The organism is Pseudomonas saliphila, from assembly GCF_008638345.1.
Classification (GTDB): domain Bacteria; phylum Pseudomonadota; class Gammaproteobacteria; order Pseudomonadales; family Pseudomonadaceae; genus Halopseudomonas; species Halopseudomonas saliphila.
In genome coordinates this window covers 89,591-114,015 of the sequence record NZ_VTVA01000007.1, presented here as the reverse complement: position 1 = coordinate 114,015, position 24,425 = coordinate 89,591, and the positions used below count along the sequence as shown (strand labels likewise).

The window sequence follows — 24,425 nt, the reverse complement described above, 5'->3', positions numbered from 1 at the left end:
CTCATTATTTGTCTTTGAAATTCGGTTCGCGCTTCTCTACAAACGCACTGACCGCTTCGCGGTGATCTTCAGTGTGGTGAGCCAGAGACTGATAGGCGGCCGACAGCTCGAGCAGTGAGTCCAGACGCATGTGCTGCCCTTCGCGCAGCAGCCGCTTGCACAGACGCAGGGCGTGCCCCGGGTTCCGGGCGATGCGCTCGGCCAACGCCAACGCTTCCGACTCTAGCGCCTCTGGCGTGCAAATCTGCTCAACCAGGCCCCATTCAAGTGCCTTGGCCGCATCGATGGTGTCGCCCGTGAACGCCATCAGGCTGGCCTTGGGGATACCAATGATGCGTGGCAGCAACCAGGCGCCGCCGTCACCCGGCACAATCCCTAGTTTCACAAAGCTTTCGGCGAACAGGGCTTTGTTGCTGGCGATACGGATATCACACATGCACGCCAGATCGAGCCCTGCCCCAATAGCGGGTCCGTTTACCGCAGCGATAATCGGAATGTCCAGTTCGTAGAGCGCCAGCGGAATCTGCTGGATGCCGTTGCGGTAGGTATCGCGCAGGTCATACGGCGAGCCGGCAAAAATGCCCTCGCGATTCTGCATGTCCTTGATGTTGCCACCCGCACAAAAGGCCTTTCCGTTACCGGTCAGGACCATGACTCTGACGCTCTGGTCGCGTCGCAGATCGCGGCAGAGGTCGACAAACTCTTGCATCTGGGACGGTTCGGACAAGGCGTTGCGTGTTTCAGGACTATTCATCCTGACTACCGCTACTCCGCCGTTGCGTTGTACCTGTAGAAACTCGCTCATAGAGGTGATCCTTGTGTCGGGACGATCAGCTGTTGTTGCTGCGCATGAGTAATAGCGGGCCAGAAGTTCTGGGCGCCGGCGGCGCACACATGCGCACCGAGCAGCTTGCTCCAGAACGTCGATGATCCGTATTCACCCCGCCATGCCCACAGGCGACGGGTCAGCAGGTGCAGCGTGTATTCCTGAGTAAAGCCGATAGCGCCGTGCACTGAGTGACCAATCCCCGCCCCGAGACTCGCCGCCTCGGCGGTGCTTATCTTGCCCGCAGCGATACTGAAGGCAGCCAGGTGGTCGTTGGATTCAACGAAGGCGGCTTCGGCTGCGATGTTCGCTGCGGCCGTCTGCTCCGCCAGTACAGCCAGCTGCTGCTGGATCGCCTGGAATGCCGCAATGGGCCGCCCGAATTGCTTGCGATCCGCCGCGTAACCGGAGGTGAGTTCCATCAATGCGGTCAGCGCGCCAGCCATCTGAGCGGAGCGCAACATGGCGCCACCGGTAAGCAAGACCGACTCGCTGAGCCCGGCGGGCAAAGGTGCCGATGCCATGACGTTCGCTGCGGTGAACTGCAGCGTATCGCGAGGCTCACCGGCAATATTGGTTCCCTGCACGATGTTTTCCGCTGCGGCCGGCTCCAGTAGCAAAACAGCGCTTTCGGCTCCCGCCCCTACCACCGCAACTACCAGTTCGGCGTGCCGTCCCCATGGAACCTGACGCAGCTCGCCGGAAATCCTGTCACCGTTCCACTGCAAGGCAGAGTCGGTAGCGATCGTCAGCACACCGCTGCGGGCGCCGATACCGGCCTTCTCCAGCAACCAGTTGCCCAGCAACATTTCAACCAGCGGAACGGGCGCTGCGAACCGGCCTGCGGCGCGGGCGATAACAAACAGCTCGGACCAACTGGCCTCTGCGCCACCGGCAGCTTCCGGCGCGCCTGCCAACAGGATGCCGTTGTCCTCCAGCGCGCTCCAGAGATCGGCAGACCAGGCACCCGACTCAGCCGCGCGGATGTATTCGGGCGTGGCAATGTCACCCAGCAAGCGTTCTATCGTCGATTCATAAAGTTCTCGCATTATCTGAGCCCCAATCCACGTGCAATGATTCCGCGAAGGATCTCGCGAGTGCCTCCGCGCAATGAGAAAGACGGCGCCATCTGGGTCAGGTAGGCAAGCACCTGGGCGTGATCGGACCCACCGCCCACCTGGGGTTGCTCTTCAACCAGCACCTGTACTATTTCCGGGAGGTCCTGTTCAAAAACATTACCCAAATCTTTAACACAGGAGGCAGCCCAGGCCGGGTTCTCACCGTCGCTCAACTGCCTGGTTACCGCTAGCGACATGTTACGCAGCGTCAGCAATCGGGCGGTGATACGGCCTATTTCCCGAGCCTGCAGCGCGTCGGGCTCGGGGCCAATAGCCTTGATGGCCGTGTGCAGCAGCGCAATGCTGCTGAGGAAACGCTCCGGGCCACTGCGCTCGAATGCCAGCTCGGCAGTCACCTGTCCCCAGCCGTTGCCCTCTTCACCTACCAGCGCGTCCGCATCCAGGCGTACGTTATCCAGAAACACTTCATTGAAATGCTCGCCGCCCGCCAGGTCGGCAATTGGCCGAATCGTGACGCCGGGCAGACTCAGATCGATGATGAACTGCGACATGCCGCCGTGGCGGCCGCTTTCTTCCTTGTTACCGGTGCGCAGCAACGCAATCATGTAATGCGAATGCTGGGCATTGGTGGTCCATACTTTCTGACCATTGACCAGCCAGCCATTGTCGACGCGCTGGGCGTTGGACTTGATGGACGCCAGATCGGAGCCGGAGTTCGGCTCGCTCATCCCGATACAGAAATAGCTTTCGCCGCGGCAGATCGGCGGCAGGTATTTTTCCTTCTGAGCTTCGGTGCCAAAGCGCAGGATCAGCGGCGCGCTTTGCCGATCAGCGATCCAGTGGGCCGATACCGGCGCACCCGCAGCAAGCAACTCTTCAATAATCACATAGCGTGCAAAGGGCGATGCCTCTGCCCCGCCGTAGCGTTTTGGCAGCGCCATACCCAGCCAGCCTTTCTGCCCGAGCAGGCGACTGAACTCGGCGTCGAATCCCATCCATGAATAGGCTCGTTTGACCGCCGGATAATCCTGCAGGGTCTGTTCGATAAACGCCCTGACGTCAGCACGCAGCGCTTCAGCTTCTGACGGTATGGTGCTGTAGTTAAATTGGGAAATACTCATCAACAAGACACCCTCAACTGCTCGAAGCAATGCAGAAAGCAGGTTTGTTGGTTGGCCCTCGCCTCACCACCGGCGGCGGCCGATGGCAAGGAGAGGCGTTAGTCCAAGCGTCAGATAGCCGTTTTGGCGTCTGCACTTGCAAACATCGCGGCGATGTCGCCCGAGGTGATGGGCTTGCCATCTTTACGCGTGACTTCGGCACCGCCAAGACCCAGAGCAGGCTCGGTGCTGACATGCGTCGCCTGGGCGCGCAATGCGCCGACGGTGCAGTTCTCACGACCAAAGATAGAGATCGGATCGTAGGAGAACTCACGCATGGCGTTGAGATGCGTCACCTTGTTGATCTGCGTGTCGGTCAGGTTTTTCAGATGCGCCCAGGTCGTTTCCGGAGAATGCGGCCAGGTGCAATCGGAATGCGGATAGTCGCTTTCCCAGGTAACCATGTCTTCGTTCATGAACTTGAGATTCTGCAATCCGAAGTTGTCTTCGATAAAGCAGGTAACGAAGTGCTTGAAGAAGATGTCACTCGGCATTTTTCCGCCGAAGTCCGCATTGGTCCAGGCTTTGTGATGACGGTGGGTGAAATCAGCCCGCTCGAGGAGATAAGGCACCCAGCCGATGCTGCCCTCTGAAAGCGCCATGCGCAGGGTCGGAAACTTTTTCCACATGGGAGCCCAGATCCAGTCGGCCGCCGCGTTGGCGATCGAAATCGGCATGGTAGTAATCCAGGCGTCAATAGGCGACAGGTCCGAGGCGTGTTCAGCTTTGCCGCCGGAACCGATATGGCAGCAGATCACCACGTTGTTATCGGCGCAAGCTTTCCACATCGGGTCCCAGTATTCGTCGTGAATAGACGGATAACCCAGGCGGGCGGGATTGTCAGAAAATGACAGCGCGTGCACACCCTGGGCAGACAGACGCTTGATCTCGGCGACGGCGGCTTTCATGTCCCAGTAAGGGACCAGCATCAGGGGAATGAATCGACCCGGCATGGCGTTACACCAGTCGTACAGGTGCCAGTCGTTGTAGGCCTGGATCGCCGCCAGGGCGATTTCCCGGTTGGCATGGGTCTGGAAACGCTGACCGGCAAAGCCAGGGAAGGTCGGGAAGCACAGTGAGCCCAGCACGCCGTTGGCGTTCATGTCATCGACACGCGCTTTCACATCCCAGGTACCACGACGCATCTGGTCGTAACCCAGCGGTTCCATCCCGTACTCTTCCTTTGGACGCCCCACTACAGAGTTGAGACCCATGTAGCCGGTAGCTTCTTCTTCGAATACCCATACATCACGCTCGCCACGCTTTTCGACGTGCGGCTCGCGACCTTTAAATTTTTCAGGCATGTGGTGTTTGAAGGCGTCCGGCGGCTCGATCGCATGGTCGTCCACACTGACGAGGATGAGGTCTTCGAGATTCATGGTGTATTCCCCTTCGCTGTTCGCGGATTGTGTTTGTTCTATGATGTTAGTTCAGATCAGAATGGATTTAAACACATTTTTGATTTGTGTCTATATCTTTTTGGGTAATCACGGAGGATCTTGCCTGAGCTACCCCCCTCGATTCGCTGGAGACAAGGAAACAAGCAGGCCTCCGGCCGGTTTTCAGCGAGGCCTGCTTGATACTGGTGCGGCTAATTCAGTCCCAAAGGACGTGCAATTTATGCGGTCCGCGCAGCTGCGCGCCGGTAATTTCCGGGGCCGGCTTGGAAGGATCGAGACGGATATTTGGAAACATGTCCAACACTGCGTTCAGGGCGCAGTTGATTTCAGTCTTGGCGACGAACTGGCCAATGCACATGTGCGGGCCGAAACCAAAACCGAAGGACGGACGCTGCCGACGGTCAATATCAAAGGTATTGGCGTTGTCAAAGAACTCCTCGTCCCGGTTGGCTGAGCTGACGATGCACGACACCATCGCCCCCTTGGGAATCTTAACGCCGCGAATTTCGGTTTCCTCAGCTGTCTGGCGCACCTTGAACGTCGCAACCGGTTCGAAACGAATGGATTCGTCGATCGCTTTGTTCACCAGGCTGCGGTCGTTGCGCACGCGCTCCAGCAGTTCCGGGCTTTCCAGCAGCAGCGTCATCAGCGTGCCGAATGTCCGGGTGGTAGTTTCTCCCGCCGCAGGCAGCAGCGAGCGTACGAAGGTGGTGATTTCATGGTCATCAAGCGAGCGACCTTCATATTCGGCACGGATCAGGCGGCTGATAAGATCATCGCCTTCCCCACCCTCGGCGCGGCGCTCGGCAACGACGATCTTGATCGCATCATAGAGCGCAACCACCGCTTCCATGGCGGCTTTCCTGGCCGCCTGGGCCTTGGCCGGATCGACCTGCGGACCGGCGAGAATGGCCAGTGCCCAGGCAGCGTACTGCTTGATTTTTTCAGGCTGGTCGTTGGGAAAGCCGATCAGCGAATAGATCACCCGGATCGGAAAATACAGGGCAAAATCCATCAGATCCGCACCCTTCTGCGGCGCCATCGGAGTCAGAAATTCCTCACGAATGACCTTGTCGATGCGATCTTCCTTCCAGCGGTTGACCGTGTCCGGCATGAATACCGGCTGCAGGAGGTTGCGCATGTTCTTGTGCTGATCACCGTCCATTGCGGTCAGGATCAATCCATCAAAGAAAGCGCCCAGCCCTTCTGCAATGAACCCGCTGGTAAATTGGGTAGCGTCACGCATGACGTGCATGACGTCGTCGTATTTGAACAGAGTGAAACAGGGCCGATCAGGGTCTACACCCGCTATCGACGGAACCCCAAGGCGCTCCATGAAGTTCCCTTCCAGCACCGGGCTATTCTTGCGCATCTCGGCATAGGCCGCATGCAGGTCAATATCGGTGCCCTGATAATTGCTCGCCACATCGGCGAACACCTGTTCAAGGTTGCTTTTGTTCTGTTCAGACATGACGCTATCCTCTTGTTGTTCCTGGCATCGCTTTTCAGCTTATGCCTGAACGAGCAGAATTTGAACTATTTTAGGTATATTGCTCAATAACCGTTTTTCAACGGGCCAACCATTCATCGATAACTGCCAGCCCTTGGGGCTCGCTCATATCCACGTCAGGGGCAAAGCGCGCCACGACTTGACCGTCGCGGTTCACCAGAAACTTCTCGAAGTTCCACAGCACCTCTGGTGCCGCGTTCGGCTCAATGCCATATCCCGCCAGCTTCGAGCGCATGGGGCCATCACCTATTGCTTCCGGCGCGGCAGCGGTCAGCGCTTTGTAAAGCGGATGTTGCTGTTCGCCCTGCACGCTGATTTTCGAGAACAAGGGGAACGTGACGTCATAGGTGCTGCTGCAAAAACTGGCAATTTCTTCATCAGTGCCGGGCTCCTGCGCTTTGAAATCGTTGGCGGGAAAACCCAACACCACCAATCCCGCGTCCTGCTTCTCACGGTATAGTTTTTCAAGCGCTGAATACTGTGGTGTGAGCCCGCAACGGGACGCCACGTTGACAATCAGTACCACTTTGCCTTCGAACTCGCCGAGCGTAGTGCTGGTGCCATCCATTTTTTTCAGAGAGATCTGTTGCAGTTCAGTGTTCATAATCAATCCTCATAGGCTTGTTGGACATAGGTCATGCGGCCGCCGGCCAGCATTAGCGCGCAATACATGTTGAGTTCGGTAACTTCAGCCAGGCTGAAGAATTCCGCCAGGGCTGCATAGTGCTGGTCACCCAACTCCATGTAGTCACCGGCAAAAAGCTCAGCGTAGCGCAGGGCTGCCTGCTCGGGCGGGGAAAAACGGTCACTGTCTGTTGCCAGGCAGGCGATATCATCCTCGCTCACTTCATCCGATTTTCTCGCCAGTTGACAAGCTTTGCAGGTAGTAATGCTGGCGATCTTCAGGCGAACCAGCTCTTTGAGCCGCTCACCCAGCAAACTCTGTGTGTGAAACTGCTCGAGCAACGAAAGCCAAGCTTGCGCTATCGCTGGACGGTGCGCCCAGACCTGGACAGGCACACTCGAACTGAGCATCCCTGAACCCAGACCTCGGGCCAGGGCAGTCGCCAGACTCTCGGGCAAAGCCGAAAGCGGAACCGGTGTAATCCTCGACATACAAGACCACCCTGCACCGACCTGAATCGGCGCTGTCAGGTTAGGGAAGGCGCTCGATCAGGGTCGCGGTGCCCATGCCACCGGCGCAGCAGATCGCTTGCAGGGCATAACGACCGTTCCGACGTTCGAGCTCGTTGAGCATAGACGTCATGATACGCGCACCACTGGCGCCCAGCGGATGCCCCAGCGCTACGGCGCCGCCGTTGACGTTCAAGCGGTCCGCCGGAGCACCCGTTTCCTTGAGCCAAGCAATCGGCACCGAAGCAAACGCCTCATTGATTTCGAACAGGTCGATGTCCGCAAGCTGCAGGCCTGACTTGGCCAGAATTTTGTAAGTAGCTGAAATCGGACCTGTCAGCATCAGTGTCGGGTCAGCGCCCACTGTTGTGATCGATTTGATCCGTGCCCGTGCCTTCAATCCCAGTCTTGAGGCTGTTTCGGCCGACATCAACATCAGCGCAGCGGCGCCATCGGAAATCTGCGACGAGTTTCCAGCTGTTGCCCGCCCGTTTTCCGGACGGAAGCTGGTTTTCAGCGTGGCCAGCTTTTCCAGGGATGTATCGCGACGAATGGTTTCGTCGGCGGCGAACAGGCCGGTGAACCCCTCGTAACCCTTTTCGCAGTACTCGCCCACCGGCACCGGCACGATCTCCCGATCGAAGTGCCCCGCATCGACGGCAGCCGCAGCACGGCGATGGCTTTCCAGGGCGAAGGCATCCAGTTCTTCGCGGCTGATCTGCCACTTTTCAGCGACGCGCTCTGCCGCTTCACCCTGCGAGGTCAGCTCGTACTGCTCCGTGGCTTTCCAGCCGAAGGCTTCGCCGTGAAGGTCCCGATTGCTGCCCATGGGCACCCGGCTCATGTTCTCCGCGCCGCCTGCTACCACGATATCCGCTGCACCGGCAGCAATAGCGCCCATGGCCGCGTGCACCGCTGCCTCGCCTGAACCACATTTGCGATCCAGCGTCAGTCCCGGCACCGAAGCCGGCCAGCCCGCACCCAGCAGAGCAGTACGCGCTATGTTGGCCGACTGTTCACCGATCTGCGTCACGCAACCGAAGATCACGTCATCGATTTGCTCGGCGGACAGACCCGTCCGCTGAAGCAATTCATTGATGACCAGCGATCCAAGGTGATCGGCCCGTACCCCGGCCAGGCTGCCGCGAAAGCGGCCAACCGGGGTTCGTACTGCTTCTACAATGACGATGTCATTCATAACGCGCTGGCCTTGAGCCCGGAAGCCGAAACCCGATTGCCGTCTTCGTATTTGTATACGCCGTGGCCGGTCTTGCGACCGAGGCGCCCTGCTCCAACCATCTTGATGATCAGCGGACAGGGGCGGAACTTCTCGCCGAGGGTTTGGTGCAGATAGCGCAGCACGGAAAGGCGCGTGTCCCAGCCGGTGAGATCGCCGAGTTCCAGTGGGCCCATCGGATGATTGAAACCCATGCGTAACGCCGTATCGATATCCTCAGCGGTAGCCGTGCCTTCCTGGAGCATGTACATCGCCTCGTTGCCCAGCAGCGCGGACATCCGGCTGGTGGTCAGGCCGGGCGATTCGTTGACGGTGATCGAGGTCTTGCCGATGGCATCACAAAGATCCTTGGTTCTGGCGACTGTTTCATCGCTGGTGGCCAGGCCGCGGACCAGTTCGACCAGTTTCATCTTGTGCACAGGATTGAAGAAATGCATGCCAATGAAACGTTCAGGTGCCAGAATCGAGGCAGCGATCTCGGTCACACTCAATGCCGAGGTGTTGCTGGCAATGATCGCGTTATCAGCCATGACTGCCGCAGCCTGGGTAACGACCGCCTTTTTCACCGCCAACTGCTCGGAAACGGTTTCGACCAGCACCTGGGCGCCGGTAGCGGCTTCAGTCAGATTCTCGTTAGTCGATAGCCGCGCAAACGCGGCCTGCGCGGCCTCTTCGGTGACCTTGCCCAGGCGCACGCCATCGCCCAGTATTTTCTCGATGCTACTATAGGCTCGCTTGAGTGACTCGGCGTTGGTATCAACCAATACGGTCTCAAAGCCCGAGCTCGCGAAAGCGTGAGCGATGCCAGTGCCCATCAGGCCAGCACCGACAACCACAACCTTGTTACTTTTATCAGCACTCATTCGAAGAGCCTCTTTAAACGTTTTTTTCACTTACCACGTTGCGCAGGGTGCCAATGCCTTCAACCGAGGCTTCAACAACGTCCCCTGCATTCAGGAAGCGGCCTGTCCCCAATCCGACACCTGCGGGTGACCCGGTAAACAGGATATCTCCGCAGGCAAAGCTCGACCGGGCCTGGACGAAAGCGATCAACTGCCCTACATCCCAGGTCATATCCGCCGTGGTGCCGTCCTGACGGACTTCGCCATTGACCGCCAGCGTCAGACGCAGTTTGGGTGAACCCTGGGGAAATTCGTCCTTGGTGACGATCCAGGGCCCGACGCCAGTGGTGCGATCCTGACTCTTGGCAGCAAACAGATCCATGCCAATGCCCTTGGGACCACTGCGCTGAAGATCGCGCGAGCTGACGTCATTGCCCACGGTATAACCGAGTACGCATGCGAGCGGGTTCTGCAGGTCGATCTGACTGCTGCCAATCACCGCAACCAACTCGACTTCGTGATCCAGCTCCTCGGTAAGCGGAGGAAAACGGATCGGGTCGTGGGCGCCGATCAAGGCGCCGTAAGCCTTGAGGAAAGCCACCGGCTGGGCAGGCGCCTCAAGGCCGAAGTCATCCTGCAAGTGCTTCAGGTAATTGGCACCCGCCACCACGACCCGGTTGACCGGATCGATTGGCGGCAAGAGCACAATATCGGCCATTGCCACTGGTGCGGAAGCCAGCGACAGCGCGCTGATTCCCGCACCGGCGGCGACCCGAGGAGCCCACTCCTGAAAGTCGCCCTGGATTGCGTTGACCTCATTGTGCTCCAGATCCACAACCGCCCAGAAAGGCTTACCGCCCTTGAGAGAACAGCGCGCCAGTTTCATCAGGCACCTACCTTACCGGCAGTCTTGGCAGGATCACCCACCTTGCCTACCTTGGCGGGATCTAGGTGCAGCAGTTCGCAAGCATTCTTCCAGCGAATCCGGTCCATATCTTCCTGGGACAGCTTCAGGTCGGAGGTCAGATCGTGGCGCACCGCGTCACTGCCGCCGAAGTTCGAGCCATACAGAACGCGATCAGCACCGATCACCTCAACCATCGCCTGACGCATCGGTACTTCATGCAGCTCAACGTCAAAATAGAAGTTGCGCAGATATTCCAGGAAAGGCTTCTTGTTGTGGGATACATCAAGATTCGGGTTGGTCTGAGCCATGCGACCAAGCTGGTAAGGCACGTAGCCGCCGCCATGGGTGATGTAGACCTTCAGGTTCGGGAAGCGATCAAACACACCACCGTTGATCATGTACCAGAAACACTTGGTTTCATCGTAGTTCATGCCGACGATTGCGGTGGTTTCGTAGCGGTCGGTATTGGCCTCTTTGCCCCAGGTCACTGACTGGTTGTAGCCGTGCACGAACATGGGCACATCCAGGTCACACAGCGCTTCCCAGACAGGATCCATTTCCGGCGAATCGAACTCCAGACCGCCAAAGTTCGAACCGCCCGCTACAAGACCTTTGGCGCCAAGCTCGGTCACCGCGCGGCGAATTTCTTTCGCTGCCTCGACAGGCACGTTCAACGGTGCATGTGCCCAGAACATCAGGCGTTCCGGTGCGCCGGAGCAATATTTGGCCAGCGAATCGTTTACCGTGCGGGCAAAGGGAACGCCGAATTCGGCTTCCGCCCAATACATGTAGCAGTGGCTTGGCACGGAAATGACCTGGGCATTCTGACCAGCCGCATCCATCCCGGCGAGGCGATGCTTGGGGTCGGCCCATTTAGCCATGTATTCAGCAACCTGCAGCGTCTCACCGCGGGCGTGGGCTTCACGCAGAGCAACCTTGCGCTCTGGCGCACCCAGGGACAGGATCCACTCACCAACGCGCAGTTTTATGTCGCCATCGGGCTGTGACTCAAAGGCCGGACCCCAGTGAGGATGCTGGTCATAGTATTCCGGATGTGGCGCATGTGCATGAAGATCGATAAGCATGATGTAGACCTCGGTTTTGTTCTAATTTGGTAGAAAGCCAGGCACTTGTGGCCAAAGCGAGCCGCGCCCCTATGCAGCAGCATAATACAAAATGATCATATATCGCAAAACTGTTCAAGTTTTTTGTGGCTTTCGCGCGACCTCTGGCCCGTATTGCACCGCCCTGGTGCGACGGTTAATGGGGAGAACAGATATCTATCTTGTTGAAAAACAAGAAATGTTCAGAGCGTAAGATGCCTGGATTCCTACAGGACGCGGTTTCAGCAATAACCGTAAATGAGACAAACGTGACGATAACGACTAAATAATAGCCACAGAAAAGGAAGACGCAGCGCTGCCGCGACGATCAGCCGAGAAGGAGGGGAAGTAGGGAAGACGGACCGACAGCTTATGGAAAACGCCTATAAGGGAGGCAGGCACCTCCCCCGGTTGATATCAGCGCCGTGTCCGTGAGGTAGAACCCATGGTAAGGGAAGCAACCAGACGCCTGACACGCGCAGGAAGCAAACGTCTACCGGAATTTTCCGGCACCAGGATTTCACTCAACACATACCGAATGATCATTTCGCAGATAAGCTCTCGATCCAGCTTGACCCCGAGCTTTGCATCCCAGTCGTCGAACACAATATCCAGCGTATCCTGGAAACGCAGTATTGAATCGTGAAATATTCGCCGGAAAAACCCAAGGGCATACTCAGGCGCCACCAGCAGCAGACGCTGAGCCCGGCTTTGCTCAAGGTAATTGTCGATAAAGGTGATCAGAGCATTGAGTCGTGCTTCGGGGTCTTCAACCGTACCGATGGTGTTCATCAGTACCTGATGAAAGTGATCGCGCTTGTGCCGCGAAAAGGTATCCAGCAAATCTTCCTGGGAGGAAAAATAGCGATAGAAGGTACCCCGTGACACGCCCGCCGATTTGCAGACATCAAGAATGGAGATCCTGTCCGCTCCTGATTGCAAAACCACCTCTTCAGTGGATTGCAGAATGCTGTTGATGGTTTCTTCTGATCGCTTGTTGGGTTTGACCGCTCGGGTCTTGCCTGAACTGGAAGCCAGCCTTGACGAGGCCTTCTTCGCCTTGGGGCGTTCCTGGCCCGTATCCCCATCACCTTTAGGTGCGGCGCCTTTCTGAACTCCATCAATAGACACTGTATCGTCAAGCTCCTCAATGAGCATACTGCACCCCCCCGGTCAATTTCCTGTAAACGCCATCCTAGCAGGTTAAATAGCCACATTCAGCATTTTCTGTTCAACTCTTGATAGAGACAACGGAAAAAATAAGATATAGAATGCCATTCTCTATCAAAAATAAAGCGGTCAGGCTCCCGTCTGGAGCCGCATTGGAAGGAGATGCGTATGAGCGGTACTGGCAATCCCGAAACCTGGTTCGTGGGAGAACAAGACACGGCTATCGCAGCTTTGGATCGCGCTGTAGCGAGCCATCCAGACCGAGTGCTGCTCGACTTCAGCGGAGAATTATACACTTTTCGAGAAGTTGACTTACTTTCTACCAAGCTAGCCCACTCCCTGGCTTCGCTGGGAGTAACGCGCGGCGCTACAGTCGTTACCATGCTGGACAACAACATTGATGCCGTCGTGTGCTGGCTCGCGATCAACAAGCTCCGCGCCGTAAGCGTGCCCATCAATACCGCACTACGCGGCGAGTTCCTGCGGCACCAGATTGCGGATGCCGACACCCAGTTACTCATATGTGAAGCCGGCTACATGGACCGCGTTGCGGCCATCAGCGGCCAGCTATCGGTATTGAAGCGCGTCCTGCACCGCGGATCGCTGGAAGCGACAGTCGATTGCACAGTGCCTGTTGCGCCCCTGGATGAACACCGCGGTACGAACACGACCGCGATAGAAGACAAGCCCGCCCCCTCCGATCTTGCCTGCCTGATCTACACATCCGGCACTACCGGACCTTCCAAGGGCTGTATGGTCAGTTACAACTTCATGTGCAACCTGGCGCGCCTGCAATTGCGTTCGGGACCAGCCAATGAAAATGATGTGACAATCACGCCCCTGCCCCTGTTCCATATGAATGCCCTGTGCGTGACCATCATCGCAAGCATTCTGGTGGGCGCACGTGCAGCGATACTGCCCCGCTTCTCGGTTTCCAATTTCTGGCCGGAAGTGGAACGCAGTGGTGCAACCATCGCGTCTATCCTCGGCGGCATGGGCGGCCTGCTCGCCCAGGCACCGGATAACGAATCCATGAAACGCTGCTTCGGGCAGATCCATACCGCGCGGGGCAACCCTTACACCGAGGAAACCAAGGAAATCTGGCGCACCCGGTTCGGCACTCCGCTGGTGGGCGGCAATGGTTACGGCCTGACCGAAGCCTGCGTGATCACTTCATTGGCGGCTGGCGAATACGCCAAACCTGGGTCATCGGGAAAACGTATTCCTGATTTTGACGTGCGCATCATGGATGACAATGATCAGGAGCTGCCGACCAACGTAGCTGGCGAGATCGTGGTCCGTCCTCTGCGTCCCGACATCATGTTCCAGGGTTACTGGCAGCGGCCTGAAGCGACCCTCAAGCTGATGAACAACATGTGGTTTCACACCGGTGACATCGGCAAATTCGATGAGGACGGCTTCTTCTTTTTTGTGGACCGCAAGAAAGATTACCTGCGCCGTCGGGGCGAGAATATTTCAAGCTTCGAGATGGAATCGGCCTTTGCCGTCCACCCGGCCATATCCGAAGTAGCGGTTCATGCAGTGCTCTCCGACAAGGGCGAAGATGACGTCAAAGTGACAGCCATTCTGCATGAAGGCGCGTCACTGACCGAGGAAGAGCTGTTCCACTGGGCAACCGATGCCGTTCCCTACTACGCACTGCCTCGCTATATCGAGTTCCGCGATACGCTTCCCAAAAACCCCCAGGGTCGCGTGCTCAAGTACGAGCTAAGAGATGAAGGCAAAACAGCCAACACCTGGGATCTGGAAGACACCGATATCAGCGTCAAGAAGCGCTGATCGGGCCTCCGCCATCAATCACCGCGTACTTGCAGACGGTTGATGGCGCCTGAGGAGTCGGCGTTGGCTGCCAGTCTTGAGTATCGAGCTGGCGTTCGACAGTCCCAGGGAGAAACAGTCTCGGATCGCAGCGTCTTCGCGGCAGCTTGGATCGGGTTTGCCTTTGCCTGGGACGATCAAGCACCAGCTTGATCCTGCGGAGGTGGCCTGAGAAGGCGGCGTTAGCTGACAGTTTTTAGTATCGAACTAGTGCTCGACAGTCCCAGGAAGTGCCCATCTCAGACCCTTACAGCAAAAAGCCCGCCAGCAAGTGCTGGCGGGCCTGTCAGCTCGGCTGATTTCCGTGCTGGAGCGCCTTTAATTATTCCTTTACCGGAATATCGGCAGGTCTGGAGTTGTAGCCGGGTAAATGCAGTCCGCCGTCCACGTGAATCGTCTCGCCGGTGACAAAGCGGGACATTTCCGAGCCAAGGAAGGCCACAACCGGACCGATATCCGCTTCAGGTTCGCCGCAGCGGCCCAGCGGGCGCATCGATGCGGAGCGTTCGGCGAAACCGGGATTTTCTGCTGCAAGCTTGTGAAAGGTTGCGCCCATGGCGGTGGGGGCGATGGCATTTACCCTGATATTGAAGCGACCCCACTCGGCGGCAGCACTGCGGGTAAGCCCGAGAATCGCGGATTTGGCGGTGTTGTAGTCGGCATGCAGCCAGGCACCGATCTCGGTATCGATCGAATAAAAATTGATCACCGAGCCACCACCGCGTTTACGCATGTGTGGCATTGCGGCACGCATCGCCCACCAGGCTGCCCAGACAGTGGTATCGAGGGTCTGCTGCAGCATCTCGTCAGTCTTGTCTTCCATCAAGACGTTAGGTGTCGGGGCGAAGGCATTGTTGACCAGAATGTCGAGGCCACCGAACTCATCCACTGCGGCCTGAACAGCGGCAGCGATATTTTCCTTGCTCGACACGTCCGTCTTGAAGAAGATAGCCTGACCGCCCTGCGCACGTATGTCGGCAGCAACGGCTTCGCCCATTGTTTCGTTCAGCTCTGCTACCACCACCGCAGCGGCCTGTTTGGCGAAATATCGGGCCACGCCTTCACCAATACCGCCACCAGCACCTGTTATCAGCCCGACTTTGTTTTCAAGCAGTCTCATATCTGCAGCCTTTTTAATAGACACTTTTTTTGTTAATGTTCATATTGTAGACGCTTTCCCCACCTAAATCCATCCTGCTTGCTTAAGGCTATCCATATGCTTTTCCGACGACGAGTAGAGATTCATACCCAGAAAGACGGGGAAATTCGCGCAGCGCTGGAGGATGACTTCCATCATTTCAGGGTCAGCATCCGCCATCACCAGGGTATCGTCACGGCTATTCGCGGCTACGCCGTGCGCTTTCCCTATACCGCCTGCCCCGGCGCTGCCAAGCCCCTGGAGGACCTGGTCGGCATGCAGTTGTCAGCGGTTGCCCACAGTGTAACCAGGGCCACGGATGGCAGGCATCAGTGCACGCACATGCTTGACCTTGCAGGCCTGGCTATTGCCGCTGCGGCGAGGCAGAACGAGCATCGTGTCTACGACGTAGAAATCCCGACACGGGTTAACGGATGCACATCGCCAGTCCTTTTCCGCGATGGCCAGCCGTGTCTGCAGTGGCAGATCAAAGGCACCCTCATAGAACAGCCGGCGCCCTATAGCGGTGTCGATTTGAATCAGGGCATGGCGGGCTGGGCGATCAAGACCCTGGATCCAGAGGACGCGGAAGCCGCACTGCTGTTACGGCGATGCACGACGATTTCCCGTGGGCGTGAATATGATCTGGACGTGATGCAACATGCGAGGGAGACCAGCCTGTGCTATGCCCAGCAGCCGGTTCGAGCCGCGCACGCCCTGCGCATGAAGGGCTCGACGCTAGATTTTACTGATCGCCCCCGCGCCCTGTGCGCCAGCGATCAGGACTGGTTTGCGGGCAAGGAGCCGAATCTCCCGGTTCAGCAGCTTTAAACAGGGCAGTCAGGGACATTGCCGCTCAAACTCAACCGTCAGACAGAACAAAGCCCGCCTTTTTCAAGGCGGGCTTCATCCTCCGCATGGCCGGGTGTGACCGCACCCAACCAAACTCTTACAGGAACACGGCCAGATTGGCGGTTCCCAAAACGGACTGATCCAGCAAAGCTTCACGTTTAGCCAGTTTGAAACTGCCATCCGTCTCCCGGCGAATTACGTCCCTGCGCTCGCAACTGATCACATCGACATGGGACTCGCTGAAGCGGCTGCGAGTCATCAGCAAATAGCTGACTACCTCGAACTCATCGCTTTTGGCCGTTTCCCGAACCATTACGTTGGTTACCAGTCGACGAGTACGCGACGGCGGATCTTCCGCCCAGGCGCTTTTGCCCGACAGGCGCAGGATCCGACCCATTACCGAGCGATAATCGTCATGAAAGTGCATGACGGTGCGAACAAAGCTTTTCGCATGATCAACGCCCAGCCGGGTGTGACGCAACGGTGCGGTATAGACCAGATCCGTCGCCAGCCGCTCGCCCCACTCGTTCAGGCGAAGCTGATCGAGCAGCGCCGCTTCTTCATATAGAAAGGTAAGAATGGCGTTGTATTCCGCCGATCCGACCGGAACAGCCTGACCCTGGGGGGCTTCGGCGCTTTTTTCTTGAACCTGCTGCATGAGAAACTCCTGTTCTTATAATCTGGAGAATGGTTTATTCAGCGCTCATCAGCTCGTTCCAGTAGAGCCACCAGTGCCATTGAGTATCGTCCTTGGTAAACCCTTCATTGACGATTCCCGGTCCGGGCCAGCCTTCAGGCTTGCCTGTTTCATACACGGCCTGATACTTCAAGGTCATGTGCTTGCCCATGGCGCCCTTGGCTGACAGCGTCATGTGCGGCCAGGTATCCGAATCGTCCTGCTCGACCATGCCGGAGGTGCCGAACAGCTGAATGGTCTGTTTTAGCATCTTCTCGCGCAGCTCTTCCGGCGCGTCCTTTTCAGCGAAGATCCAGTTGCAGAACTCCAGCTTGTTCGGGCCACGGGGGATGTATGTGTGCAACGTCATCGAGCCAACAACCGAACCATCTGGTTGCGGGATATAGACGAAACCAAACAGGATATTCGGGAACATTCCGCCAACCTGCGGGGGCATCGTGGTCAGAACTTTGAGCTGATCCTCCGACAGGTTGCGTGCCAACTGCTCGACCATGTCCTTGGTCATGCCGGCTGGCGGTAATGCATTGAGCTTTTCCTGAATGCTCAAATCGTCAGGCTCCAGACCCGTCAGGCGACGGATCTTGCGCGCCAGGTCAATACAGCGCAGCGCGTGGCCGTGGGGAGAACTTATCTCGACGCCGTACATTTCGGGGGTCAGATCCGGCTCATCGCTCTCTTCCGCAGCGGCGTCGCCCTTCTTGGCGTAGTTACCTACCTCACCAAGCCAGCGGTGCAGCGTCAGCGTGTGGAAACCATCTGCAGCTGACTGTTCACCCGCGGTCTTCCAGTTGGCATTGACTATGAAACGCTGCGGTGGCCCAAGCACTTCCATGCCTTTGTCGCTGCGCAGGAAGAGAATGTCGTAGTACCACTTGGCATCGCCGAGAAACTCGTCGAACGAAGGACCGTCGATATTCCAGGTCGCGAAGATCAAGCCGCCATAGAGGACCGAGCGGGCTTTTTTCAGGCCTAGCTCGGATTCTGGAAGAATGTTGCCGTGCATGCACTCACGCTTCACAGGGGAGCCGATAAAGTCGCCGTTCGGGCGGAAAGCCCAGCCGTGATAGATGCACTTGTGGATCTGGGCATTACCACAGTCGGTCAGCGCCACGCGCATGCCCCGGTGCGGACAGACATTAAGGGATACGTGAATGTCATCGTTTTTGTCGCGTGTAACAATGACAGAGTCGCCCCCTATATCGCGAACCATGAAATCGTTGACATTGGGAATCTCGGATTCGTGACCTAGCAATACCCAGGTCTTCCCGAAGATCTTTTCCATTTCCATCTGATAGATTTCCGGGTCCGATAGCACGCGCATCTGCACTTCACGAGTGTCAGGATAAATCAGGTCGGAAATCTTGGTGCCATCAGAAAGCACCTGGCTGGTTTTAGTAAGCATGTTCGCCTCCAGTTTTATTAGGGGTCTTATCAGGCCGCGCTAAACGTCAATTTATTGAATCTCTGATAAAGTTTCGCTTCATTGCCAAGCAAATCACATTGAAACGAATTTGTGAACAGATTTTATTGATCTGTACCATTTCAACTGTAGTCTTAGCCAGAATTCTGCTGTTCTTTTAGAAGGGATTACCCTTCTCTCCCACCTGAGTCCGCAGCATGCCGATTCCGTCGATTTCGAGCTCAACCACATCGCCAGGCTTCAGATAACGTAACTGCTCCAGACCACAGCCATTCCCCACCGTGCCTGACCCCAGAAACTCCCCGCTGTGCAGCGTCTCGGACTGAGAAACATGCGCTATCACATCTTCGAACTGCCAGCGCATGTCGCGGGTGTTACCCCGGCCCCACTCCTCCCCGTTTACCCGGGCGATCATATTCAGATCATAGGGATCTTCAAGCTCATCAGCCGTAACCAGACAGGGGCCCATAATATTGGCGGTATCGAAATCCTTTCCCTTCGCCGGCCCCAGCATGCCGCTCATTTCTTTGGCCTGAGCATCGCGCGCACTGATGTCGTTGAAAATCGTGTAGCCGAAGATATGTTGTCTGGCGTTTTCGCGCGTGATGTCTTTGCCGCGCTTGCCGATGTAGCAGCCAAATTCAAGCTCGAAATCCAGCCCCTTGCTGTAGGCAGGCCACTCGAACTGATCGTCCACACCTACCACGGCAAAGCGGTTGCACTTGTAGTAGATGGGCTGGCGGTTGAACGTGTCGATGACACGGTCATCGGCACTGGTGTTCATGGCCTTGAGTGTCGCCTCGGGATCTGGCGTACGCATGGCACGAAAGCGCCGAGCAGCAGCAAAGCTCTGACGCAGATGTAACTCAAAACAGGAGAAATCACGCATTTGTGGCGGCGGCTGAATAGGTGCCCGAAGCCGCACCGAGGTTCGCTCCTGCACAGCGGTAGATGGCGCCTTGGCAACCAGATTCCGGGCGAGCTCCATACCCTCTTCCCCAGCTTCGGCTAGCGCCAGAACGCTGGCCAGCGGAGCGGCCCGTCCACCGTGGAGCTCGGTGTAAGCCTGTTGCAGGTCGAGCACCGACTGATCCTGCTCGATCAGGGCGCCAGCCAGTTCCAAGCCTTCGCTATTTACAAAAGTGACCAACCTCATGACAGCAATCTCCAGCTAATCAAGTCATTCATACTCGCCCACTCACTGGCAGGCAGGCACCGGTAATGACCTGCCCTTCAGCCGACAGTAAAAAGGCGATAACGGCAGATAACGCTTCGGGTGTCACCCAGGAGCTAAAATCCTGATCAGGCATGTCAGCCCGATTGGTCGGGGTATCGATGATGCTTGGCATCACCGCGTTGACCGTCACATCGCGCTGTTTCAGCTCTTCGGCGAGCGACTCGGTAAAGCGCGCCACACCCGCCTTGGAAGCTGCATAGGCAGACACGCCCGGTCCGGCTTTGTTGGCAGCCAAAGCGCTGACGTTGACTACTCGACCATTGCCCGCGCTCAGGATATGCGGCAGCGCTGCCTTGGTACTGACGATGGCGGTACGCACGTTCATCTGATACAGCCGATCCCAGGTGTCCAGGGAGCCTGATTCAAAGGTTTCCCAGGCGAAGCCGCCGGCGACATTGACGACCGCATCTATGTGGCCAAACGTATCGACCACTCGGGTCATCGCTTGTTCTGCGGAGGCCGTTTCGGTCAGATTGACCTTGCCCAAGGGGAGAAAATCAGCGGTAGCAACCAACGAGGCAGGCACCTCATTCAGATCCAGGGCCGCTACTTGGGCGCCCTGCTCAAGCAACAATCTGGTCAGCGCGCTACCGAGCACACCAAAGCCGCCTGTGACGATCACAGCGCGGCCTTGCAGGGAAAGAGTCATCGGAGGTCCTCCGCAAGCTAGTCTTATTAGGATGAGCCAGTGAGAGGCCCGGTACAGTTAAATTAGAACACTTTTTTAATATATGTACAAATGCTAACCTTGACGCTACCCAGGTTGTTGAGACAGGATTTATCCGATGCCGAGAAAGCTGCCAGCCCTCACCGGTGACAATCGCGCCTTTTGGCAAGGCGGTAAAAACAACGAGCTGCTGATCCACCGCTGCAGCGCCTGTAGTCGTTATTTCCACCCCCCCAGCCCCGTTTGCCCTACTTGCAACAGCTTTGAAGTGGGTCCGCAGGCCGTATCGGGCAAGGGCCAGGTGGCCAGCTTCACGATCAACCACCAGCCCTGGACACCCGAACTGCAGGAACCCTTTGTCATTGCCATCGTGGAACTGGAGGAGCAGACCGATCTTCGCTTTGTCAGCAATATCGAAGGAATTCCGGTGACAGACGTCCATATAGGGATGCCCGTCAGAGTGCACTTTCAGCAGGAAGACGATGTGTGGCTTCCACTATTTGTTAAGGATTGAGCATGTTTGACCGTCTGTATGAAAAAGATGTCGCCATCACCGGTATCGGCCAATCCGAGGTTGGCCGCCCTTCACAGCTGTCGGCCATGCGCTTGACCGCTGACGCCTGCCTTGAAGCCATTGCGGATGCGGGACTGACCCGGGACGACATCGATGGCGTAGCTTGCTGGCCAGGCGATAACAACAACGGAGACAGTTTCTCTCCCGTCGGGCCCAATGCGCTGAAGAATGCGCTTGGCTTGAACGTGAACTGGTTCGGCGGTGGCTATGAGGGTCCAGGTCCCCTGGCCGGAATCATCAACGGCGTAATGGCCATAGCCAGCGGCATGTGCCGCAATGTGCTGGTGTTTCGTACCATCACCGAATCCTCCACCCGGCAACACAACAAGCAAGCCTCAGCCCTGACCAACAAAACCCAGGGGCGCGACAGCAGCTTTGCCTGGCAATGGTATACCCCCTTCAATGTGCTTTCGGCCGTCAATCTGATGGCCATGTACGCACAGCGGCATTTCCACGACTACGGCACGACCTCGGAACAGTTGGCCCAGATCGCTCTCACCTGTCGGCGCAATGCCCAGCTCAACCCCAAGGCCGTTTATCGAACGCCTATGAGCATGGACGACTATATGCAGTCGCGGATGATTTCCACGCCGCTACGCATGTTCGATTGCGATGTGCACTGCGATGCGTCCACAGCGATCGTCTTGTCGCGGCGTGATGTTGCGAAGGACGGACGCAACCCCCCCATCCGGATCGAAGCCATGGGTGCAGCCCTGAACCAGCCTTGGTCATGGGACCAGATTTCGCTTACCCAGGGCGCAGCGTTCGATGTCGGCCGCATGATGTGGGCGCGTACCGATCTGAAGCCCAAGGACGTGGGTTCCGCCCAGCTCTACGACGGCTTCTCCATACTGACCATGATCTGGCTGGAAGCCCTGGGGCTTTGCCCGGTGGGCGAAAGTGGGCGCTTTGTCGAAGGTGGGCAGCGTATCGCGCTGGATGGCGAGTTGCCCCTGAACACCAATGGTGGCCAACTGTCGGGCGGACGAACCCATGGTCTGGGCTACGTGCATGAGGCCTGTTTGCAGCTGTGGGGGCGTGCCGACAAACGCCAGGTTGCCGACCACAACGTAGCGGTTACCGCCGCCGGGGGCGGTCCGCTTGGCGGCAGTCTGTTGCTGGTGCGCGACCGATAGTCAGAACAGCACGCTTCTCAACTCATCGCCCAGGTTGCGAAGCGACTGACCCAGCTCTGCTATTCCCGCCTCATCACGCTGGCCGCGGAACATAACGGCTGAAACCGTGAAGTCGATGGTCTGGGATGGAGAATAAACTGGTGCTGCCACAGCCAGGATACCAATAGAGAAATTACCGTCGTCGATAGACCAGCCCAGCCTGGCGGCCTCCGTCACCTGATCGCGATATTCATCGTAGGACAGCGCACCGCTCCAGCGGATCTTGTCGAAGATCGCTCTGGATTGCGGTTGATCAAGGTCGAGTTGAGAGGCAAACAAGCGTCCGCTGGCGCCCATCAGGATCGGCAGCCGCTGGCCCTCGCTCATATCGATCCGCACGTCGGTAGGACAGGCCGCGGAGCTGACGATGACGATCCGGTCGTTACCCATACGTCGCCACAAGGTAACCGTCACCTTCGAGCGAGCAGCGAAGCTCTCCAGCAGCGGCTTGGTCAATTGAACCTTCTGCCCCTGGGTCACGAATTGCTCAACCAGGCGGGCCAGGCCCAACCCGGCGGAGTAACGCTTTGACATGGGACTGAAATCGACCATATCCTCTGCGACCAGGGTTCTGAGAATGTTGAAGCAGGTGCTAGGATTTATATCCAGCTTCCTGGCGATATCCACGGAGCGCTCCGGCGCAGCAGCCTGGCTGAGAAAACGGAGAATGCGGACAGCATTGACTACCGGCTTCACGGTCACCAAGGACGACTTGGCAGCGTTTTTGTCATTGGTATTGACTTCAGCATCCATTTTTAAGGTTCCTCTTCGGCGCAGGGATCACCGGATCCCAGGTTTACGCCTTTGATAATGGCCTGCCAAGCATTCTATATCAAGAATTGCATTTTTAAATCGAATTTTTTACTGCCATCCGGGATTGGCATTTGGCTGGTGGATGTAGCGTCTGGTTGAACCAGACTCGACCAGATAACGCCCCAGCTCTTTGTCCATAGTTTGGTCGGCCTGAGTAACTCGATCTCTTTGCCGAAGGTATCCCAACCAGGACTCTACTATAAAGCGTTCCACAAAGCGGTCCGGATCAGCCAGGTCGCGGTAGAGCCGCCAGTTGCGCGCCCCGTTTCGACGTCGAGACTTGCCCACGGCGTAGGCGCACTTGATGAACTCGTGCTGATTACGGGCTGGCACCCGGTAGCTAATTTCGACGGAGACCGGGCCATCGGAGTGACTGATTTCTCTCGCCACCTCGAGTTTGTCTGTCTGCGGAACGCTTCGGTAATCAGCTTCGCTACCTAGTACGAAAATGCCGTTTCGCGTGAACCATAATCCCAAAACGATACACGCAGCGGCAAGCAGCAGAGCGTTGGTCGTCCCCATATAATCCGCGATCAAGCCCCACACCGCCCCGCCTACCGCCATCGCTCCCATATACATGAGCAGATACACCGAAGCGACCCTGGCTCTAACCCAGTCCGCCGCGCAGGTCTGCACAATGGTAGCGACCGTGGCGTTCACCGCCATCCAGGCAATCCCGGCGATGACCAGAAGCAGCCAGACCAACCAGACGACATCGGCCAGCGATACCGCGGCCGTGACCACAGCGAAGGCAATGGCACCCGCCACAACCACTTTGCGCAGTGCAAAGAGACGGTACAGACGGGTCAGATTTACCGCTGCGATGACGGCTCCCGCGCCTAGGGCGCCCATCAACAGGCCATACCCGCCAGCATCCATCTGAAGCTGATCCTTGGCGATCAGCGGCAGTAACGCCCAGAGCGCGCTGGCGCAGCTTGTAAAGATGAATACCTGCTTGAGCGAACTGATCAACGACACCGAATGGCGAATATAACGCAGGCCACTGCGCATACCGCCCAGAAAGGTTTCCGGAGGCAGTACGTCGATGACTCGAGAGGAGCGCCAGCCAAGCAGAAACAGGATCACACCCGCGAAACAGCAGGCGATCAAGAGGAACATCGAAGCCTGACCTGCTACGGCGATCAGCAGACCGGCTATGGCAGGGCCCAACGCCCGAGCGACGTTTGTCGAAATCGCATTGAGCGCGACCGCCGCGGGCACAATTTCACGCGGAACCAGTGTGAGGATCACGGCCATCCACGCCGACATGCTGAGCGCACTTCCCGTGCCCAGCAAGAACGTCAGCGACAACAGAGACCAGGCGTTCAGGCCGCCGGTGGAGACCAGCACAAACAGAACGGTAGCGGCAACCAACATCACCGACTGGGTGAAGAGCAGCCAGTACTTGCGATTCACCAGATCCGCGATCACGCCGCCCGGCAGGCCGAACAGAAACACTGGCAGCGTCATGGCGGTCTGCACCAGCGACACCATCCAGGCAGACTCAGTGAGTCCGGCCATGATCCAGGCCGCACCTACGGTCTGCATCCAGATAGCAAGATTGATGACAGCGCCCGCGCTCCAGAACATACGAAACTGACGGTGCTTCAACGGATACCAGGTTGCCCCTTGATTCATGGTTGCC

Annotated in this window: 23 protein-coding genes; 4 read left to right on the top strand and 19 right to left on the bottom strand. The window is 57.4% G+C overall.

From position 1 onward, the window contains the following. Positions 1-4: 4 nt before the first annotated feature. The 12 genes from FHK95_RS09755 to FHK95_RS09700 all read right to left on the bottom strand — a co-directional run bounded on the left by FHK95_RS09755 (position 5) and on the right by FHK95_RS09700 (position 12,236). Positions 5-805: a crotonase/enoyl-CoA hydratase family protein gene (locus FHK95_RS09755; protein ID WP_150304421.1), complete on the bottom strand. Its 801-nt coding sequence runs from the start codon at positions 803-805 to the stop codon at positions 5-7. Then, a complete protein-coding gene (locus FHK95_RS09750) occupies positions 802-1,875 on the bottom strand; it encodes an acyl-CoA dehydrogenase family protein (RefSeq protein WP_150304420.1) in 1,074 nt (357 codons plus the stop codon). The genes FHK95_RS09755 and FHK95_RS09750 overlap by 4 nt, the downstream gene beginning before the upstream one ends. Beyond that, complete coding sequence (locus tag FHK95_RS09745; RefSeq protein WP_150304419.1) at positions 1,875-3,026, bottom strand: acyl-CoA dehydrogenase family protein; 1,152 nt, start codon at positions 3,024-3,026, stop codon at positions 1,875-1,877. The genes FHK95_RS09750 and FHK95_RS09745 overlap by 1 nt, the downstream gene beginning before the upstream one ends. Before the next feature lie 110 nt (positions 3,027-3,136). Further along, positions 3,137-4,444, bottom strand: coding sequence for an amidohydrolase family protein (locus tag FHK95_RS09740; protein WP_150304418.1), 1,308 nt, complete (start codon positions 4,442-4,444; stop codon positions 3,137-3,139). Positions 4,445-4,661: 217 nt separating this feature from the next. Then, positions 4,662-5,936: a cytochrome P450 gene (locus tag FHK95_RS09735; RefSeq protein ID WP_150304417.1), complete on the bottom strand. Its 1,275-nt coding sequence runs from the start codon at positions 5,934-5,936 to the stop codon at positions 4,662-4,664. A gap of 97 nt (positions 5,937-6,033) precedes the next feature. Continuing rightward, entirely contained in the window at positions 6,034-6,579 is a 546-nt protein-coding gene (locus FHK95_RS09730) for a glutathione peroxidase (RefSeq protein ID WP_150304416.1), read from the bottom strand. Positions 6,580-6,581: 2 nt separating this feature from the next. Next, positions 6,582-7,091: a carboxymuconolactone decarboxylase family protein gene (locus tag FHK95_RS09725; protein ID WP_150304415.1), complete on the bottom strand. Its 510-nt coding sequence runs from the start codon at positions 7,089-7,091 to the stop codon at positions 6,582-6,584. Positions 7,092-7,131: 40 nt separating this feature from the next. Then, positions 7,132-8,307: a thiolase family protein gene (locus tag FHK95_RS09720; RefSeq protein WP_150304414.1), complete on the bottom strand. Its 1,176-nt coding sequence runs from the start codon at positions 8,305-8,307 to the stop codon at positions 7,132-7,134. Then, positions 8,304-9,209, bottom strand: coding sequence for a 3-hydroxyacyl-CoA dehydrogenase (locus FHK95_RS09715; protein ID WP_150304413.1), 906 nt, complete (start codon positions 9,207-9,209; stop codon positions 8,304-8,306). The genes FHK95_RS09720 and FHK95_RS09715 overlap by 4 nt, the downstream gene beginning before the upstream one ends. 13 nt (positions 9,210-9,222) lie before the next feature. Then, complete coding sequence (locus FHK95_RS09710) at positions 9,223-10,074, bottom strand: fumarylacetoacetate hydrolase family protein (RefSeq protein ID WP_150304412.1); 852 nt, start codon at positions 10,072-10,074, stop codon at positions 9,223-9,225. After that, entirely contained in the window at positions 10,074-11,180 is a 1,107-nt protein-coding gene (locus FHK95_RS09705) for an amidohydrolase family protein (RefSeq protein ID WP_150304411.1), read from the bottom strand. Before FHK95_RS09705 ends, FHK95_RS09710 begins: the two co-directional genes overlap by 1 nt. Positions 11,181-11,615: 435 nt before the next feature. Then, entirely contained in the window at positions 11,616-12,236 is a 621-nt protein-coding gene (locus FHK95_RS09700; RefSeq protein WP_235906763.1) for a TetR/AcrR family transcriptional regulator, read from the bottom strand. 300 nt (positions 12,237-12,536) lie between these two features. Here FHK95_RS09700 and FHK95_RS09695 point away from each other — a divergent pair, with 300 nt between their 5' ends. Then, complete coding sequence (locus FHK95_RS09695) at positions 12,537-14,168, top strand: ATP-dependent acyl-CoA ligase (protein WP_150304409.1); 1,632 nt, start codon at positions 12,537-12,539, stop codon at positions 14,166-14,168. 361 nt (positions 14,169-14,529) lie between these two features. On the opposite strand, the gene FHK95_RS09690 is transcribed toward FHK95_RS09695, so the two are convergent. Further along, positions 14,530-15,327, bottom strand: coding sequence for an SDR family NAD(P)-dependent oxidoreductase (locus FHK95_RS09690; protein ID WP_150304408.1), 798 nt, complete (start codon positions 15,325-15,327; stop codon positions 14,530-14,532). 96 nt (positions 15,328-15,423) lie between these two features. Here FHK95_RS09690 and FHK95_RS09685 point away from each other — a divergent pair, with 96 nt between their 5' ends. Beyond that, entirely contained in the window at positions 15,424-16,176 is a 753-nt protein-coding gene (locus FHK95_RS09685) for a DUF2889 domain-containing protein (RefSeq protein ID WP_150304407.1), read from the top strand. A gap of 118 nt (positions 16,177-16,294) precedes the next feature. On the opposite strand, the gene FHK95_RS09680 is transcribed toward FHK95_RS09685, so the two are convergent. The 4 genes from FHK95_RS09680 to FHK95_RS09665 form a co-directional block, all read right to left on the bottom strand. Next, positions 16,295-16,855, bottom strand: a complete 561-nt coding sequence (locus FHK95_RS09680) for an aromatic-ring-hydroxylating dioxygenase subunit beta (protein WP_150304406.1) — start codon at positions 16,853-16,855, stop codon at positions 16,295-16,297. A 34-nt stretch (positions 16,856-16,889) separates the two neighbouring features. Then, complete coding sequence (locus tag FHK95_RS09675; RefSeq protein ID WP_150304405.1) at positions 16,890-18,296, bottom strand: aromatic ring-hydroxylating dioxygenase subunit alpha; 1,407 nt, start codon at positions 18,294-18,296, stop codon at positions 16,890-16,892. A gap of 175 nt (positions 18,297-18,471) precedes the next feature. Next, on the bottom strand, positions 18,472-19,470 hold the full coding sequence (locus FHK95_RS09670) for a fumarylacetoacetate hydrolase family protein (protein WP_150304404.1): 999 nt from the start codon (positions 19,468-19,470) through the stop codon (positions 18,472-18,474). A 28-nt stretch (positions 19,471-19,498) separates the two neighbouring features. Beyond that, positions 19,499-20,200: an SDR family NAD(P)-dependent oxidoreductase gene (locus FHK95_RS09665; protein ID WP_150304403.1), complete on the bottom strand. Its 702-nt coding sequence runs from the start codon at positions 20,198-20,200 to the stop codon at positions 19,499-19,501. Positions 20,201-20,336: 136 nt separating this feature from the next. On the opposite strand from FHK95_RS09665, the gene FHK95_RS09660 reads away from it, so the two are divergent. Continuing rightward, positions 20,337-20,732, top strand: coding sequence for a Zn-ribbon domain-containing OB-fold protein (locus FHK95_RS09660; RefSeq protein ID WP_150304402.1), 396 nt, complete (start codon positions 20,337-20,339; stop codon positions 20,730-20,732). 2 nt (positions 20,733-20,734) lie between these two features. Beyond that, the gene (locus FHK95_RS09655; protein WP_150304401.1) at positions 20,735-21,928 is read left to right on the top strand and encodes a thiolase family protein; all 1,194 of its coding nucleotides are present in this window, start codon (positions 20,735-20,737) and stop codon (positions 21,926-21,928) included. Here the strand turns inward: FHK95_RS09655 and FHK95_RS09650 are convergent, their stop codons facing one another. Both FHK95_RS09650 and FHK95_RS09645 read right to left on the bottom strand, forming a co-directional pair. After that, on the bottom strand, positions 21,929-22,720 hold the full coding sequence (locus FHK95_RS09650) for an IclR family transcriptional regulator (RefSeq protein WP_150304400.1): 792 nt from the start codon (positions 22,718-22,720) through the stop codon (positions 21,929-21,931). A gap of 108 nt (positions 22,721-22,828) precedes the next feature. Further along, positions 22,829-24,418 carry an MFS transporter gene (locus tag FHK95_RS09645; RefSeq protein ID WP_150304399.1) on the bottom strand — a complete coding sequence of 530 codons (1,590 nt, stop codon included), beginning with the start codon at positions 24,416-24,418 and terminating at the stop codon, positions 22,829-22,831. Between the last annotated feature and the right edge of the window lie 7 nt (positions 24,419-24,425).